The organism is Ruegeria sp. F12 (assembly GCF_056533885.1).
Window position 1 is genome coordinate 136,263 of sequence record NZ_JBQFOV010000010.1, and the last position, 15,535, is coordinate 151,797.

Below are 15,535 nucleotides of genomic sequence, written 5' to 3' on the forward strand. Positions count from 1 at the left end.
GAATAGTAGCGCGAAAAACCCTAAAAATAGGGGGAAAACGTTGCTTTTTTGCTTCAGAGAAAGGCTGTTTCGTCAAAAGAACGCAATTTCCGGCTGTGCAGACGCTCAAGCGGCATGCCTCGCAGGTGTTCCATCGCGCGAATTCCGATCGCCAAATGGCGGCTGACCTGTGTGGTATAGAAGTCCGAGGCCATGCCCGGAAGCTTCAATTCCCCGTGCAGCGGTTTGTCCGAGACACAGAGCAAAGTGCCATAGGGCACCCGGAACCGATATCCATTGGCGGCGATCGTGGCGCTTTCCATATCCAGCGCAATCGCGCGAGACTGGCTGAGGCGCTGCACCGGGCCGGACTGGTCGCGCAGTTCCCAGTTGCGGTTGTCGACCGAGGCGACGGTGCCGGTGCGCATGACGCGCTTTAGCTCGTAGCCGTCCAGTTCTGTCACTTCGGCCACGGCGCGTTCCAACGCTACCTGCACTTCGGCTAGGGGCGGGATCGGCACCCAGACGGGCAGGTCATCGTCCAGCACCTTGTCTTCACGCAGATAGGCATGGGCCAGCACGAAATCCCCCAGCGCCTGCGTGTTGCGCAAGCCGGCGCAATGGCCAACCATCAGCCACGCATGTGGTCGCAGAACTGCGATATGGTCGGTCGCGGTTTTTGCGTTGGATGGCCCCACCCCGATATTGACCAACGTGATCCCCGACCCATCGGCGCGTTTCAGGTGGTAGGTCGGCATCTGAGGCAGCTTCAGCGGCTGCTCCAAAACGCCATCGGCCGAGGTGATCTGCGCATTCCCGGTCGACACAAAGCTGGTATAGCCGCTTTCCGGGTCGGCCAGTTGTTCGCGGGCGTAGTTCTCGAACTCGGACACGTAGAACTGGTAGTTGGTGAACAGCACATGGTTTTGGAAGTGGCTGGGATCGGTGGCAGTGTAATGCGCCAGACGGGCCAGCGAATAATCCACACGCTGGGCCGTGAACAGCGCCAAGGGGCCAATCTCGGTTTCGTGGTCATGCACCCCGTTGACGATATCGTCATTGGTGGTCGTAAGATCCGGCACGTCGAACACATCGCGCAAGGTGAATCCCGCCGCGCCCTGATGCGGCACCACGAGGTCGGGGTTATTGGCCACCGCGAAATGCACCGGGATGGGTGTATCCGAAGCACCAATCGTCACTGGTTGGTCATGGTTTTTGATCAGCAGGGCAATTTGTTGGGTCAGATAGGCCCGGAATAGATCGGGCCGTGTGACCGTGGTGGCATGGGTGCCGGGTTCCGAGACGTGACCAAAGCTCAGACGGCTGTCTACATGCGCGTATGAGGTCGTTTTGATGCGAATCTCTGGGTAATAGGCTCTGAATCGCTCGGTCGGAGTGCCTGCCTCCATCGCTTTGGCGAAGTTTTCACACAGGAAACTTGTGGCCTTTTCGTACAGCTCTTCCAGACGCGCCACAGCGGCGGCAGGGTCGGTGAACTTCTCGGGGCTTGGGACGTCGGGTGTTCTTATTATTGTCATGCGAGGGGTTCCAAAAGGTCGATCTTTTCAAATGTCCGCACATCCACCAGCCCAAGGTCGGAAATCCGCAGTTCGGGGATCACGACAAGGGCCAGCAGCGAGTGCTGCATATAGGCGTTGTTCAACTTACAGCCACAGTCCTGCATCGCCTGAACCATCCGGTCCGCCTTGGCGGCCACATCGGCGGCGGGACTGTCGGACATCAGGCCAGCGATGGGCAGTTCCACCAGCGCCAGTTCCTCGCCGTCGCGGAACAGGGTGATACCTCCGCCCACCTCGGCCAGACGGTTCGCCGCCAGTGCCATCTGTTCGCGGTCGGTGCCGACCACGATCATATGGTGGCTGTCATGCGCTACGGTCGAGGCCATGGCCATGCGCCCTTGATACCCAAAGCCCGAGACAAAGGCGTTCGTGACCCCTCCGGTTGCGCGGTGCCGTTCGACCAGCGCAATCTGGCAGACGTCGCCTTCGCCCTCGACCAGCCCGCCGATGATCGGCAATTCTGCCTTCAGCGCCTTGGTCGGGGCTTGGTTTTCTACCACGCCGATCACATTGGCCCGCACGCGGTTGGCGCCCTCGGGGGCTTTGATCTCAAAATCCTTATCGGTCAGGGTATGGCCCAGATGCACCGTGTTGCGCGCACTGTCCGGCCAGTTCAGATGCGGGCAGTCTACTGAAATCGCGCCATTTTCGGCAACGATCTGGCCGCGGGCGATCACCACCTCAATCTGCAACGCAGCCAGATCAGAACTCAGGATAATATCCGCCCGCCGGCCTGGCGTGATCGACCCGATCTCGCGTTCCAGCCCGAAATGGGTGGCGGTGTTGATCGTCGCCATCTGCAACGCAATCAACGGATCGCAACCGCAGGCAATCGCGTGGCGCACCACGCGGTTCATATGCCCCTCATTCACCAATGTGCCCGAGTGGCAATCATCCGTGCACAGAATAAAGCCGCGCGGGTCTAACCCTTTCTCGGTCACGGCTGTGATCTGGCTTTCCACGTCATACCAGGCCGAGCCCAGCCGCATCATCGACCGCATCCCCTGCCGCACCCGAGCTATGGCGTCGGCTTCGCAAGTTCCCTCGTGGTCGTCAGCGGGGCCCCCGGCCACATAAGCCGCGAATTCAGGCCCTAAATCAGGCGAAGCATAGTGCCCACCCACGGTTTTCCCCGCATTCTGAGTCGCCGCGATCTCGGCCAGCATCTTGGGGTCGCCGTGGATCACGCCGGGGAAATTCATCATCTCACCCAACCCGATGATGCCGGGCCAGTTCATCGCCTCGGCCACGTCCTCAGGGGTGATTTCATAGCCTGTGGTTTCAAGCCCTGGGGCCGATGGCGCGCAGGATGGCATCTGGGTGAAGATGTTGACCGGTTGCATCAACGCCTCGTCATGCATCATCCGCACGCCGTCCAGTCCCAGCACATTGGCAATCTCATGCGGGTCGGTGAACATCGACGTCGTGCCATGAGGAATGACCGCGCGGGCAAACTCCGCCGGGGTCAGCATCCCCGATTCGATATGCATATGCGCGTCGCACAGACCGGGCAGCATATAGCGCCCATTGGCCTCGATGATCTGCGTCTTTGGGCCGATGCAATGCGAGGCATCCGGTCCCACAAAGGCGATTCGCCCGCTGGCGATGGCGATGTCGTGATCCGGCAGCGCCTCACGTGTGTGAACATTCACCCAGATCCCTCCGCGCACGACCATGTCTGCCGGATTACGTCCAGCGGCAACAGCGATCAATCGAGGGGCGGTATCGGGCCAACTTGGGAAAGGCGTATATTCCATGGCTCAACTTTTCTGAATGTGTCCGAAGGTGCAACCCCTGCCGACCATCTATCATCAAACCGTCACGCAGCGCGTCAGCGCTGCCCGGCCCAACCAAAGGAGGGGGCGCGCAAGCGCCCCTGACGATGGGCGGGAGCGCCTACCCCGCCGGATCGCGGGCAATTTCCCGCCTTACCCAATCGGCGAACAGGACGGCACCCGGCGTTTCCTCGGCCTGAGGCGACAGCAGCAGGTAATAAGCCTCGGGCATCTCCGCACGATACTCAAACGGAGCCACCAGTTGTCCGCGCTCGATCAGGTCGCGAGCTATGGTGTCATGGGTCAGGCAATACCCACCCCCGGCCATCGCAACAGACAGGCTAACCAGATAGGTTGTTGAATAGGTAATGGGCGAATTTTCCCAAGTTAGGCCCTGTTCAGTGATCCAATTCTGCCAATTCGACAACAGATTAGAGCAATCAAACAGGGGTTGTTCCTGAATATCTTCCAGCCGCACTTCATAGCCCGGCGCGCAGACCGGGTAGTAGTGGTCGGTGCGCAGCAACTCGGTGCGCACCGTGTCGGACGGGCGCAGAGAGTATCGGATTTCGACCGCCGCGCCCTCGGCCATTTCGCGCGGCTCCCAGAGTTCGGTGAAAATGTTCAGCTGCACATCCGGGTGCACTGCGCGGAACCGGGGCAGACGTGGTCCCAGCCAGTTCACCGCAAAGGTGATGTTGCTCTGAACCTGAACCGCGTTTTGCTGCGCGCCGGTGACGGCCTGTGTGCCGCGCACCAGCGTGCGAAACGCCTCACGCACTACGGGCAGATAGGTGATTCCGGCCTCGGTCAGTTCCAGTGCGCGGGGACGGCGCAGAAACAGGGGTTGGCCCAGATATCCCTCAAGCGACTTAATCTGCTGACTGACCGCGCTTTGCGTCATGTTCAGATCACGCGCCGCACCGGTGAACGACAAGTGTCGCGCGGCGGCCTCGAATGTGCGCAGCCAGCCCAGCGGAGGAAGCGATGTCTGCATTGGCATAACCTCACCATTAGCTGAGCTTATGAGATAGGCGAGAATTTTTCGTTGGTCAAATCCGCCTCGCGTCGCCACCTTCTTGAGAAACCAGATGGAGGAGCCCGCTATGACCGTCACCGAATTGCGTCCCAATATCGACCACTGGCCCGAGCGGGTCGACCTGGCTGCTACTTTCCGCTGGACTGAACGCCTGAACATGCACGAGGCCGTGGCCAACCACTTCAGTTTGGCGGTCAACGAGGGCGGAACGCAGTTCCTGATGAACGCCAATCAGATGCATTTCGCACGGATCAAGGCGTCGAACCTTCTGCTGCTGGATGCCAATGATCCTGACGTTATGGATCAGCCCGGCGCGCCCGACCCGACCGCTTGGGGTCTGCATGGCTCGATCCACCGCCATTGCCCGCATGCGCGCTGTGTGATGCATGTGCATTCGATCTTTGCAACCGTTCTGGCCTCGTTGGCCGACAGCACTCTACCGCCGATCGACCAGAACACGGCCACCTTCTACAACCGCTATGTTGTAGATCAGGAATTCGGCGGGCTGGCCTTTGAAAGCGAAGGTGAGCGCTGCGCCTCAATGCTGTCGGACCCGAAGAAGAAGGTCATGATCATGGGCAACCATGGCGTGTTGGTGACGGGCAGCGATCCGGCGGATACGTTCAACCGCCTCTATTATTTCGAGCGTGCGGCCGAGACATATATCCGCGCGTTGCAGACCGGCCAGCCCCTGCGTGTCTTGTCCGATGAGATTGCGGAAAAGACCGCGCGGGAACTGGACGACTACCCCGATCAGGCCGAGGCGCATTTGCGGGAAATCAAGGCTCTGCTGGATGCAGAGGGTTCGGATTACGCCAGCTAAAGGCAATTGCCATGACTGATTCTGCACAAGACCCCGAAGCCGCCCGCTGGCACTATCACCCCGAAGGTCCTGTGGGTTTGAACCCGCTGTTCGCATGGCCTCCGCGCCCCGCCTCCGTGCTGAAGTGGTATAGCGGGGCTTGGTTGCAGATTACCTCACTGACCCTGTGTATGGGGCTGGCGGTCATTGCCTATGTCGTATTTTTCCCTGGTTTAGAGTCAATGAAGAGCTTTGCTCCGGAGTGGATGTTCCGCATTTGGCTGCTGAACATGGTGCCTCAGATATTGGTGGCGGGCGGGCTGCATTGGTGGCTTTACATGCGCAAGGGGCAGGGCATGTACAAAAAGTTCGACCGTCGCGACCTGACCCGGGACAACGGCAATTTCACCTTCCGCAATCAGGTCTGGGACAATATCTGGTGGACGCTGGGCAGCGCCATGACCGTGGCAACCGTGTATCAATGGGTGATCTATTGGGCGATGGCCAACGGATATGTGCCGACAGTCACTTGGGCCAGCGCGCCGATTTGGTTTATCGTCTGGATGTTGTTCATCCCGATGTGGTCTGGCTTGCATTTCTATTGGGTGCATCGGCTGGAGCATCACCCAAAGCTCTATAAACACGTCCACGCCGTGCATCATCGCAACGTCAATATCGGCCCGTGGTCGGGGATATCGAACCATTGGTATGAAAACCTGCTGTATTTCACGACCTATTTCATCCATCTGATCGTGCCGTCCCACCCTCTGCATCTTCTGTTTCACACGTATTTTCAGCAGATCAGCCCGGTTCTGTCTCATTCAGGGTTTGAAAAGTTGAAAGCCGGAGAAACTGAAGCGGCCCGTGCGGGGGACTTTTTCCACCAGCTTCATCACCGGTATTTCGAGTGCAACTACGGCACCTCGGAAATCCCCTTCGACAAGTGGTTTGGCACCTATCACGATGGGTCTGCCGAGGCGACGACACGGACGCGGGCCTATAAAAAGCAGATGTATACCTAGCCGGATCGCATTGCGCGCGGGGTGGTCCCAAACTCGGCCCGAAAGGCACGGGTCAGGGCGCTGGGGTCGTCATAGCCTGCGCGCAGGGCGATCTCGGCGATAGTCAGGTCGGTCTCGGCTGCCAGTTTCCGGGCCAGGTTCAGGCGCAGGCGGCGATAGACCTGTGCGGGGCCTGCGCCCAGTTCGGTTTGCATTCGCACGGACAGCGCCTTTTGCGATCGTCCAACCCGGCGGGCGATCTCGGGGATAGGCAAAGGCATTTCCAGATGTTCCTGCATCAGGGCCAACGCTTTGTTCACATAGCTGCTGGTCGCACCCGCCCCGCCGGAATGAGACCTGGCAGAATCGCGAGTCATGAAAAGCTGCGCGACCTCCAGCGCTAAAGCCTGCCCGTGATCTTGCCCAATCAGGTGCAACACCAGATCAAACGCCGCCATCGCACCAGAACAGGTAATGCGGTCGCCGTCGATCACGTAGCGTTCGCGCTGTGCGTCAATTTCGGGGAAACGTTCGGTGAAACCGTCCAGCTCCTCCCAATGGATTGTGGCGCGGTGCCCGTCCAGTAATCCGGCCAACGCCAACAACCAGCTTCCGGTATCCAGCCCGGCCAGTATGCTGTAGCGCCTCGCTGCGGACCGCAACCCCGCCAGCGTCCGCCACCCGCCATGGGCCCGATACCCGTAAGAGGGCATGACTAGTAAAGTATCGCCGCGTGCATTCTGCAAGATGTCGTGCGGTGCGACTTGCAGCCCCGAAGATGACGTGACGGGAGCGCGATCCAGTGACAGAAATTGCCAGTCATACAGCTTGCGCCCCGCGATGGAATTCGCCGCCCGCAAGGGTTCGACCGCATTCGCAAGGCAGTGGTTGGAAAAGCCGTCGAACAGAAGCACTCCGAATTGCTGCGGCGCAGCGGGGGATTTGATCCATTTTTGCATGATATAGGTCTATTTTTGCATATTCAGATTGGCAAGCCACGTCAGGATATCCGCAACCCCAGATGTGGAGACCTCAGATGCAATATGGCCTGTCCGACGAACAAGAGATGATCGCCGCGACCGTTCGCAGCTTTGTCGAAAACGAAATCTACCCGCATGAAGAGCTGGTCGAGCGTGCCGGCGAAGTCCCCGACGAAATCGCCGCCGATATCAAGCGCAAGACAATCGAGTTGGGTTTTTACGCTTGCAACTTCCCGGAAAGTGTTGGCTGTGCCGGGCTAAACCATCTGGAGTTCGCACTGGTCGAACGCGAGTTGGGCCGGGGATCGATGGCGCTGAACCATTTCTTCGGACGTCCGCAAAACATCCTGATGGCGTGCGAGGGGGATCAGATCGACCGTTACCTGATGCCTGCCGTGCGCGGTGAAAAAATGGACGCGCTGGCGATGACTGAACCGGGTGCGGGCTCGGACGTGCGGGGGATGAAATGCGCCGCCCTGCGCGATGGGGGGGATTGGGTGGTCAATGGCACCAAGCACTTCATCTCGGGCGCGGAACATGCGGATTTCATCATTGTCTTCATCGCAACCGGCGAAGATCAGACGCCGAAAGGTCCCAAGAAACGCATCACTGCCTTTCTGGTCGATCGCGGCACTCCCGGCTTCACAATCCGGGATGGGTACAAGTCGATCAGCCATCGCGGCTACAAGAACATGGTGCTGGACTTCGACGATTGCCGCTTGCCGGATGCACAGGTTCTGGGCGAGGTCGATGGCGGGTTCGAGGTGATGAACACCTGGCTTTACGCAACCCGGATCACCGTTGCCGCCATGTCGGTTGGGCGCGCGCGGCGGGCGTTCGACTATGCGCTGGACTATGCCGCCACGCGTGAGCAATTCGGCCAGAAGATCGGCAAGTTTCAGGGCGTCTCATTCCAGATTGCAGACATGATCACCGAGATTGACGCCGCCGATCTGCTGACCCTTGCCGCCGCCGATCGTCTGGACAAGGGGCTGCCCGCCAACCGTGAGATCGCCTCGGCCAAACTGTACGCCTCTGAAATGCTGGCCCGGGTGACAGATGCGGCGATTCAGGTGCATGGCGGGATGGGTCTGATGGACGACTACCCGCTTGAGCGATTCTGGCGTGACGCGCGTGTCGAACGCATCTGGGACGGCACCAGCGAGATTCAGCGCCACATCATCAGCCGCGATCTCTTGCGGGCGCTGGGCGCATGACGACAGCGCTGGCCCGAGCGCTGAACCCAAAGACCATTGCCGTGATCGGCGGTGGCGCGTGGTGTACGTCTGTTATCGAGCAGGCACGCAAGTTTGGATTCGAGGGCGAAATTTGGCCTGTGCACCCCAGAGCAACCGACGTCGCGGGGGAAAGTGCTTACCCGACACTCGAGTCGTTGCCTGATGTGCCCGACATGGCCTTTGTCGGCATCAACCGCCACGCCACGATTGAGGCTGTCAGGATTCTGTCTGCGATGGGGACAGGCGGTGCGGTCTGTTTCGCTTCGGGCTATACCGAGGCAAAGGCTGAAGACCATTCAGGCGCGGACCTTCAGGATCAGTTGATCGCCGCCGCAGGGGACATGCCGATTCTTGGGCCGAATTGTTACGGTTTCGTCAATGGCCTGGATCGTGTGGCTGTCTGGCCTGATCAGCACGGCATGCGGCCTGTGGATCGCGGGGTGGCGATCCTAACGCAAAGCTCGAACATTGCGATCAACATGACCATGCAGCGCCGCGCTTTACCGTTGGCCTTCATGTTGACCTGTGGGAATCAGGCACAGACGCATCAGGCCCAGATTGCCTCGGCGTTGTTGGATGACGACCGCATTACGGCCATCGGCGTGCACATCGAAGGGTTTGGCGATCTGCGCAAATGGGAGGCGCTGGCTAAAAAGGCTCGTCAGCGCGGTGTCCCGATCGTCGCGCTGAAGATGGGTCGGTCGGTCCATGCCCAAGCGGCAACGGTTTCGCATACGGCCTCGCTGGCGGGGCAAGACGCGGGTGCGCAGGCGTTTCTGGATCGGTTGGGGATTGCCCGATTGGATGACATCCCCAGCTTTCTGGAATGCCTCAAGCTGTTGCATGTGACCGGGCGTCTGGACGGCAACGGGCTGGGTACGATCAGCTGCTCGGGGGGCGAGGCCAGTTTGGCCGCGGATATGGCCGAGGGGCGTGATCTGCACTTTCCGCCTCTGACTGACACGCAAAGTACCGAACTACGCGCGGCATTGGGGCCGATGGTGGCGCTGGCGAACCCGCTGGATTACCACACCTATATCTGGCGCGACACGCAGGCGATGACGCGCGCCTGGTCGGCGATGATGGGGCCAGAACAGGCACTGACTATGGCCATTGTGGACTATCCGCACACGGATCAAACCGATTGGACCTGTGCGACGCAGGCCGCGTTGAATTGCGTGGCACAAACCGGGCGGCCCTTTGCAGTGACAGCGACTCTGCCCGAGCTGATGCCTGAGGACGTCGCGCAGCGCCTGATGGATGGCGGGGTTATTCCCTTCGCCGGGCTGCATGAGGCACTGTCGGCTGTCGAAGCGGCGGCGCGCCCTGCAGGTCAGGACTCTGATCCGGTGGTCCTTCCCAGTACTGCCAATCCAAACGTCACGCTGACCGAGGCGGAAGCCAAGGACCAGCTAGCAGCCTTCGGTGTGTCCACTCCAAAAAGGCGGGTGACTCAGGCCGATGCCGCTAGTGCCGGTGACATGACGGGCCCTTTCGCCGTCAAGGGCGTTGGACTGGCGCATAAATCAGACCATGGGGCGGTTCAGTTAGGGGTCAGCGCGGACGATCTGCCAGCGGTCGCGGCCCAGATCGGCACCTCTGAGGTTCTGATCGAGGAAATGGCACCTGAAGGCGTTGCCGAGTTGCTAATCGGTGTCACCTGCGATCCGGCCCATGGCTATGTTCTGACCTTAGGCGCGGGCGGGGTGTTGACGGAAATCCTACGGGACTCGGTGTCGCTGCTGATCCCGTCACCTCGGCATGTAGTTGAAAAGGCGCTGGGCGAGCTGGCTTGTGCGCCTTTGTTGGCTGGCTATCGCGGCAAACCCGCAGCCGACATGGGCGCGATCCTGGTTACGGTCGAGGCCGTTCAGGCCTATGTTATTGCCAACGCAACCCATGTCAGCGAAGTTGAAATCAATCCGCTGATTTGCGGGCCTAAAGGGGCCGTGGCGGTGGATGCACTGATCCGAAAGGCACGCACATGAACCCGGTCAAAACCCAGCGCGACGGCGCGATTCTACTGGTCACTCTGGACCGTCCCAAAGCCAACGCGATTGATCTGGCTACCAGCCGCGTTATGGGGGAGGTGTTTCGGGATTTCCGCGATGACCCGGACCTGCGCGTGGCAATCATCACCGGTGGCGGCGACAAGTTCTTTTGCCCCGGCTGGGATCTGAAGGCTGCGGCGGATGGCGACGCGGTGGATGGCGATTATGGCGTGGGCGGCTTCGGCGGGTTGCAAGAGCTGCGCGATATGAACAAGCCGGTGATTGCCGCCGTGAACGGTATCGCCTGTGGTGGCGGGCTGGAACTGGCGCTGAGCGCGGACATGATCATCGCCGCAGATCACGCCAGCTTTGCCCTGCCCGAAATCCGATCCGGCACCGTTGCGGATGCCGCCAGTGTCAAACTGCCCAAACGCATCCCCTATCATATCGCGATGGAACTGCTGCTGACCGGACGCTGGTTCGATCCGGGCGAGGCCAAGGCATGGGGCTTGATCAACGAGATTGTGCCCGGTGATCAATTGATGGACCGCGCTTGGGAACTGGCGCGTTTATTGGCCAGCGGGCCGCCCCTGGTCTATGCCGCGCTCAAAGAGATCGTGCGCGAGGCCGAGGATTCAAAGTTTCAGGACGTTATGAACCGGATCACACGGCGGCAATTGCCGACCGTGGATGTTCTGTATGGGTCCGAGGACAATCTGGAAGGCGCCCGCGCCTTTGCCGAGAAACGCGACCCGGTCTGGAAAGGGCGCTAAATCCGCTCGAACAAGGCGATGAGCGCCGTGTCGTCCTTGTTGGGACCAACGGCGAGGTCGCCATAGATACGTACTTCGGGCAGAGACAGGTTTCTGATCAGTCCCTGAGCCAGCTTGTGAAGCGCCTCGGCAAAGCCAAGTGCCTCATAATGTTGGGCGTTGATCGACAGGGCGAATTGCGCACCGTGGCGCGCGACGCGCAGCAAGGGCAACAGCGCCTCGGGGCCGAGGTGGCCGTGGGTGAAGGTGCCCGATGACACGATGCCCGAGTAGCTTTCGCGCGGCACAGGGATGCCCTCGTTCAGGTCGGCCTCGATTGCATCGCGGTAGATGTCTTTGCGCATGGCCTGATCCAGCATCTGGGCGCTGATATCGGTGGCGTCGATGGGACCGACGCCCAGCCCGACCAGGACATCACCGCACAGACCGGTCCCCGCGCCCACATCCAGCACCGGGCCCTGTCCTCCCGCCCCTACAAAGGCGCGCGCCGTGTGGATGTGGAGCTGATAATCCTCACGCGTGGCAAAGCCTGTGTCATAGTCCCCGGCCCATTCCGCATAAAGCCGCCGGTTGTCGTCCGGCGTTTCCAGCGCATAGGCCGTATGCAGATCAGGGGTTTTATCGCTCATGCCTAAAAGAAAGGCCCATTGTGGGATTCGAATCAAGTATCCCGTCGCCCGCGCTTGCATCCGGCTGATTTGGGGATCATCAATGGCGGCATGACTGGTACTCTTTATTCATTCGGCCATGGCTATTCCGCGCAGGAATTGTCGCGGCTTTTGGCACCCGCGGGCTGGCGCATCATCGGAACCACCCGTGACCCCGCGCAATCAATAACCCTGCGGGCTTCGGGGGCAGAGCCGGTTGTTTGGCCTGGACAGCAGGTTGATTTGGACGGGGTGACGCATTTGCTGATCTCGACGGCGCCCAATGCCGAAGGTGACCCGGTTCTGGCGGCCTTGAAGGACGAAATCACCGAGCGCGCCGCGCAGTTCGAATGGGTCGGGTACTTGTCGACCACAGCCGTTTACGGCGATCATCAGGGTGATTGGGTAGATGAGACTACCCCTGCAACACCCACGGCCCAAAGGGGCAGATGGCGGGTGCAGGCGGAACAGCAATGGCTGACCATTCCGGGTCTGCCCACGCATATTTTCCGGCTGGCGGGGATCTATGGCCCCGGTCGCGGTCCGTTCTCCAAGCTGAAACGCGTTGGGATGCGGCGGATCATAAAGCCGGGTCAGGTCTTTTCGCGCATTCACGTGGCCGATATCGCGCAGGTACTGGCGGCGTCGATGGCCGCGCCAAATCCCGGCGCCATATATAATGTCTGCGATGATGAACCGGTTCCACCACAGGATGTCATTGCCTATGCGGCTGAGTTGCAGGGATTGCCTCTGCCCCCCGCCGTTCCTTTTGACAAGGCCGACCTAACCCCGATGGCCCGCAGTTTTTACAACGAGAACAAGCGGGTCAGAAACGACCGGATCAAGGATGAGTTGGGGGTAAAGCTGCTTTATCCAGACTACCGGGTCGGGCTGACGTCTTTGATGCGCGCGGAATGATTGAATTGTGATAGCTTTTAGTTATCACAATCATCCATAAACAAAACTTATTCGCATGGATTGTCTTTGCTAGAACGGTTCTAGACAAGACCTACCGAGTCGCTACTGCCCATCACGACTGCGCGATTTTTCGTCATGCTTTTAGGATGGATAAAAGTGTCATCTATATGTGCTCTTGATCGACCGAGTTTTTAGCGGCGCACCTGCGCCGGAATTTTGCCAGGAATGGAGATCGACATGGACGGAAGTGATAACCCCAAAGCAGGCGGATGCCCTGTCATGCACGGCGCAGGAACCCGGTCTAACCGGGACTGGTGGCCGAACCAGCTGAACCTGTCGATCCTGCATCAGCACGGACCGGCCTCGAACCCGATGGATGCCGATTTCAACTACGCTGAAGAGTTCAAGAAACTGGACATGAAGGCGCTGAAAGAAGACCTGTATGCGCTGATGACGGATTCGCAGGACTGGTGGCCAGCGGATTATGGTCATTACGGCGGATTGTTCATTCGTATGGCGTGGCACAGCGCCGGGACATACCGGACAGCGGATGGCCGGGGTGGTGCTTCGACCGGGAACCAGCGGTTTGCCCCGCTGAACAGCTGGCCGGATAACGGCAACCTGGATAAGGCGCGCCGTCTTCTGTGGCCGATCAAGCAGAAATACGGCAACCAGATTTCATGGGCTGACCTGATGATCCTTGCGGGCAACTGCGCCATCGAATCCATGGGCGGCAAGACCTTTGGCTTTGCCGGTGGCCGCGAAGACATTTGGGCCCCCGAGGAAGACATCTATTGGGGCACTGAGACCGAATGGCTGGCCCCCACCGACAACCCGAACAGCCGCTATTCCGGTGAACGCGATCTGGAAAACCCGCTGGCCGCTGTGCAGATGGGCCTGATCTATGTGAACCCAGAAGGCCCCGATGGTGAGCCGAACGTGTTGGCCTCGGGCCGTGACATCCGCGACACCTTTGGTCGGATGGCGATGAATGACGAGGAAACCGTGGCTCTGGTTGCGGGTGGTCATACCTTTGGCAAAGCGCATGGCGCGGGCGATCCCGATCTGGTTGGCCCCGAACCCGAAGCTGCCGCGATCGAGGAAATGGGCTTTGGCTGGATCAACAAGTTTGGCTCGGGCAAAGGTGACGACACCACAACCTCGGGAATCGAAGGCGCGTGGACCGCGAACCCGATCCAATGGGACAACGGCTATTTCGATCTTCTATTTGGCTATGACTGGAACCTGACCAAAAGCCCCTCTGGCGCGTGGATCTGGGAGCCGGTCGGCGTGAAAGAAGAAGACATGGCCCCGGCGGCGCATGATCCGTCGAAAAAGGTCAAAACCATGATGACCACCGCCGACATGGCGATGCGCATGGACCCGATCTATGGCCCGATCTCGAAGCGCTTCCATGAGAACCCCGAAGAATTCGCAGATGCGTTCGCCCGCGCCTGGTTCAAGCTGACCCACCGCGACATGGGCCCCCGCGCGGCCTATATCGGTGAAGAAGCTCCGACCGAGGAGCTGATCTGGCAGGACAACGTCCCCGCCATAGATCATGATCTGGTGGATGATGCGGATGTGGCGGACCTGAAAGCCAAGATCGCGGCAACCGGTCTGTCGGTGTCGGAACTGGTTTCGACCGCTTGGGCCTCGGCCTCGACCTTCCGCGGGTCGGACAAGCGTGGCGGTGCCAATGGTGCCCGTATCCGTCTTGCGCCGCAGAAAGACTGGGATGTGAACGAGCCGATGAAATTGTCCAAGGCGCTGTCCGCGCTCGAGGGTGTTCAGGCCGCGTTCAACGATGCGCAGTCGGGCGGCAAAAAGGTCTCGCTGGCGGATGTGATCGTTCTGGCCGGCGCCGTAGGTATCGAACAGGCGGCCAAGGCTGGCGGTCAGGATGTCGAGGTTCCGTTTACTCCGGGCCGCACTGATGCGTCGCAGGACCAGACGGATGTCGATAGCTTTGCGGTGATGGAGCCCATCGCTGATGGCTTCCGCAACTATCAGAAAGGTGACTATACCGTTTCACCCGAAGAGTTGCTGGTCGACAAAGCGCAACTATTGACCTTGTCCGCGCCTGAAATGACCGCACTGGTTGGTGGGCTGCGCGTGATTGGCGCCAATTTCGGCGATACCAAGCATGGCGTGTTCACAGACCGGGTCGGTACGCTCAGCACCGACTTCTTCACCAACTTGTTGGACATGAGCACCGAATGGAAGCCCGCAGGCAAGGGCGTCTATGAAGGCCGCGACCGCGCCAGCGGTGAGGTCAAGTGGACCGGGACCCGTGTCGATCTGGTCTTTGGCTCGAACTCGCAACTGCGGGCGCTGGCCGAGGTCTATGGTCAGGCCGGGGCCGAAGCCAAGTTCACCACCGACTTTGTGTCCGCTTGGACCAAGGTGATGAACGCGGACCGGTTCGACCTGAAGTAATTTAGACCACCATCACTCACAATACGACGCCGCGCAGGGAAACTTGGGCGGCGTTTTATTTGCGAGTCATGAACGGCTACCAAGCATTGGGTACGATTCCTGCGAAAGGGGTATGCATCCTCTATTGTGACACTCTGTTCGGCGGGTTTTCGATGCGATTATTAAAGTTAGTCTGTTGTTTTTGTTAAATTAAATAAGTTTCTGCCTGCAAATTCAAAGTTTTTTCAAAATGGGGGTTGCAGGTTCCAGACCTAATCCGTAAATACCCCTTCACCGGCGCTTCTGAGGCGGTGCTGGGGCGCTGGAGACGGTGCTGACGGACTGGAAAGACGGTTGAGACGCTCAGGATAGACTGGGGGCATCTGAGGTTGAG

Annotated in this window: 12 protein-coding genes; 7 read left to right on the forward strand and 5 right to left on the reverse strand. The window is 59.7% G+C overall.

Annotated elements, in window-relative coordinates; genetic code table 11:
* Window positions 1–53 precede the first annotated feature (53 nt).
* The 3 genes from ACR0CA_RS14410 to ACR0CA_RS14420 all read right to left on the reverse strand — a co-directional run bounded on the left by ACR0CA_RS14410 (window position 54) and on the right by ACR0CA_RS14420 (window position 4,331).
* Complete coding sequence (locus ACR0CA_RS14410; RefSeq protein WP_170771526.1) at window positions 54–1,517, reverse strand: AMP nucleosidase; 1,464 nt, start codon at window positions 1,515–1,517, stop codon at window positions 54–56.
* Window positions 1,514–3,316 carry an adenine deaminase gene (gene ade, locus ACR0CA_RS14415; RefSeq protein WP_480899805.1) on the reverse strand — a complete coding sequence of 601 codons (1,803 nt, stop codon included), beginning with the start codon at window positions 3,314–3,316 and terminating at the stop codon, window positions 1,514–1,516. The genes ACR0CA_RS14410 and ade overlap by 4 nt, the downstream gene beginning before the upstream one ends.
* Window positions 3,317–3,455: 139 nt before the next feature.
* Window positions 3,456–4,331: a LysR family transcriptional regulator gene (locus ACR0CA_RS14420; protein ID WP_480899806.1), complete on the reverse strand. Its 876-nt coding sequence runs from the start codon at window positions 4,329–4,331 to the stop codon at window positions 3,456–3,458.
* 109 nt (window positions 4,332–4,440) lie between these two features.
* Here ACR0CA_RS14420 and ACR0CA_RS14425 point away from each other — a divergent pair, with 109 nt between their 5' ends.
* Together ACR0CA_RS14425 and ACR0CA_RS14430 are read left to right on the forward strand one after the other, a co-directional pair.
* Complete coding sequence (locus tag ACR0CA_RS14425) at window positions 4,441–5,196, forward strand: class II aldolase and adducin N-terminal domain-containing protein (protein WP_480899808.1); 756 nt, start codon at window positions 4,441–4,443, stop codon at window positions 5,194–5,196.
* Between the two features lie 11 nt (window positions 5,197–5,207).
* A complete protein-coding gene (locus ACR0CA_RS14430) occupies window positions 5,208–6,197 on the forward strand; it encodes a sterol desaturase family protein (RefSeq protein WP_480899809.1) in 990 nt (329 codons plus the stop codon).
* Here ACR0CA_RS14430 and ACR0CA_RS14435 read toward each other — a convergent pair.
* Window positions 6,194–7,135 (reverse strand): GlxA family transcriptional regulator, encoded by a 942-nt coding sequence (locus ACR0CA_RS14435; protein WP_480899811.1) that lies wholly within the window; start codon window positions 7,133–7,135, stop codon window positions 6,194–6,196. The genes ACR0CA_RS14430 and ACR0CA_RS14435 overlap by 4 nt on opposite strands.
* A 77-nt stretch (window positions 7,136–7,212) precedes the next feature.
* Between ACR0CA_RS14435 and ACR0CA_RS14440 the strand changes: the two genes are divergently transcribed.
* From ACR0CA_RS14440 to ACR0CA_RS14450, 3 genes are read left to right on the forward strand one after another with little or no spacing between them, the layout of a single operon-like run.
* Window positions 7,213–8,373 carry an acyl-CoA dehydrogenase family protein gene (locus tag ACR0CA_RS14440; RefSeq protein ID WP_480899821.1) on the forward strand — a complete coding sequence of 387 codons (1,161 nt, stop codon included), beginning with the start codon at window positions 7,213–7,215 and terminating at the stop codon, window positions 8,371–8,373.
* Window positions 8,370–10,382: an acetate--CoA ligase family protein gene (locus tag ACR0CA_RS14445; protein WP_480899812.1), complete on the forward strand. Its 2,013-nt coding sequence runs from the start codon at window positions 8,370–8,372 to the stop codon at window positions 10,380–10,382. The genes ACR0CA_RS14440 and ACR0CA_RS14445 overlap by 4 nt, the downstream gene beginning before the upstream one ends.
* Window positions 10,379–11,158: a carnitinyl-CoA dehydratase gene (locus ACR0CA_RS14450; protein ID WP_480552163.1), complete on the forward strand. Its 780-nt coding sequence runs from the start codon at window positions 10,379–10,381 to the stop codon at window positions 11,156–11,158. Before ACR0CA_RS14445 ends, ACR0CA_RS14450 begins: the two co-directional genes overlap by 4 nt.
* Here the strand turns inward: ACR0CA_RS14450 and ACR0CA_RS14455 are convergent.
* On the reverse strand, window positions 11,155–11,787 hold the full coding sequence (locus ACR0CA_RS14455; RefSeq protein WP_480552162.1) for a class I SAM-dependent DNA methyltransferase: 633 nt from the start codon (window positions 11,785–11,787) through the stop codon (window positions 11,155–11,157). The genes ACR0CA_RS14450 and ACR0CA_RS14455 overlap by 4 nt on opposite strands.
* Before the next feature lie 90 nt (window positions 11,788–11,877).
* Between ACR0CA_RS14455 and ACR0CA_RS14460 the strand changes: the two genes are divergently transcribed.
* Together ACR0CA_RS14460 and katG are read left to right on the forward strand one after the other, a co-directional pair.
* Window positions 11,878–12,723 carry an SDR family oxidoreductase gene (locus tag ACR0CA_RS14460; protein WP_480506088.1) on the forward strand — a complete coding sequence of 282 codons (846 nt, stop codon included), beginning with the start codon at window positions 11,878–11,880 and terminating at the stop codon, window positions 12,721–12,723.
* Window positions 12,724–12,960: 237 nt separating this feature from the next.
* A complete protein-coding gene (gene katG / locus ACR0CA_RS14465; protein WP_480899815.1) occupies window positions 12,961–15,162 on the forward strand; it encodes a catalase/peroxidase HPI in 2,202 nt (733 codons plus the stop codon).
* The last annotated feature ends 373 nt before the right edge of the window (window positions 15,163–15,535 follow it).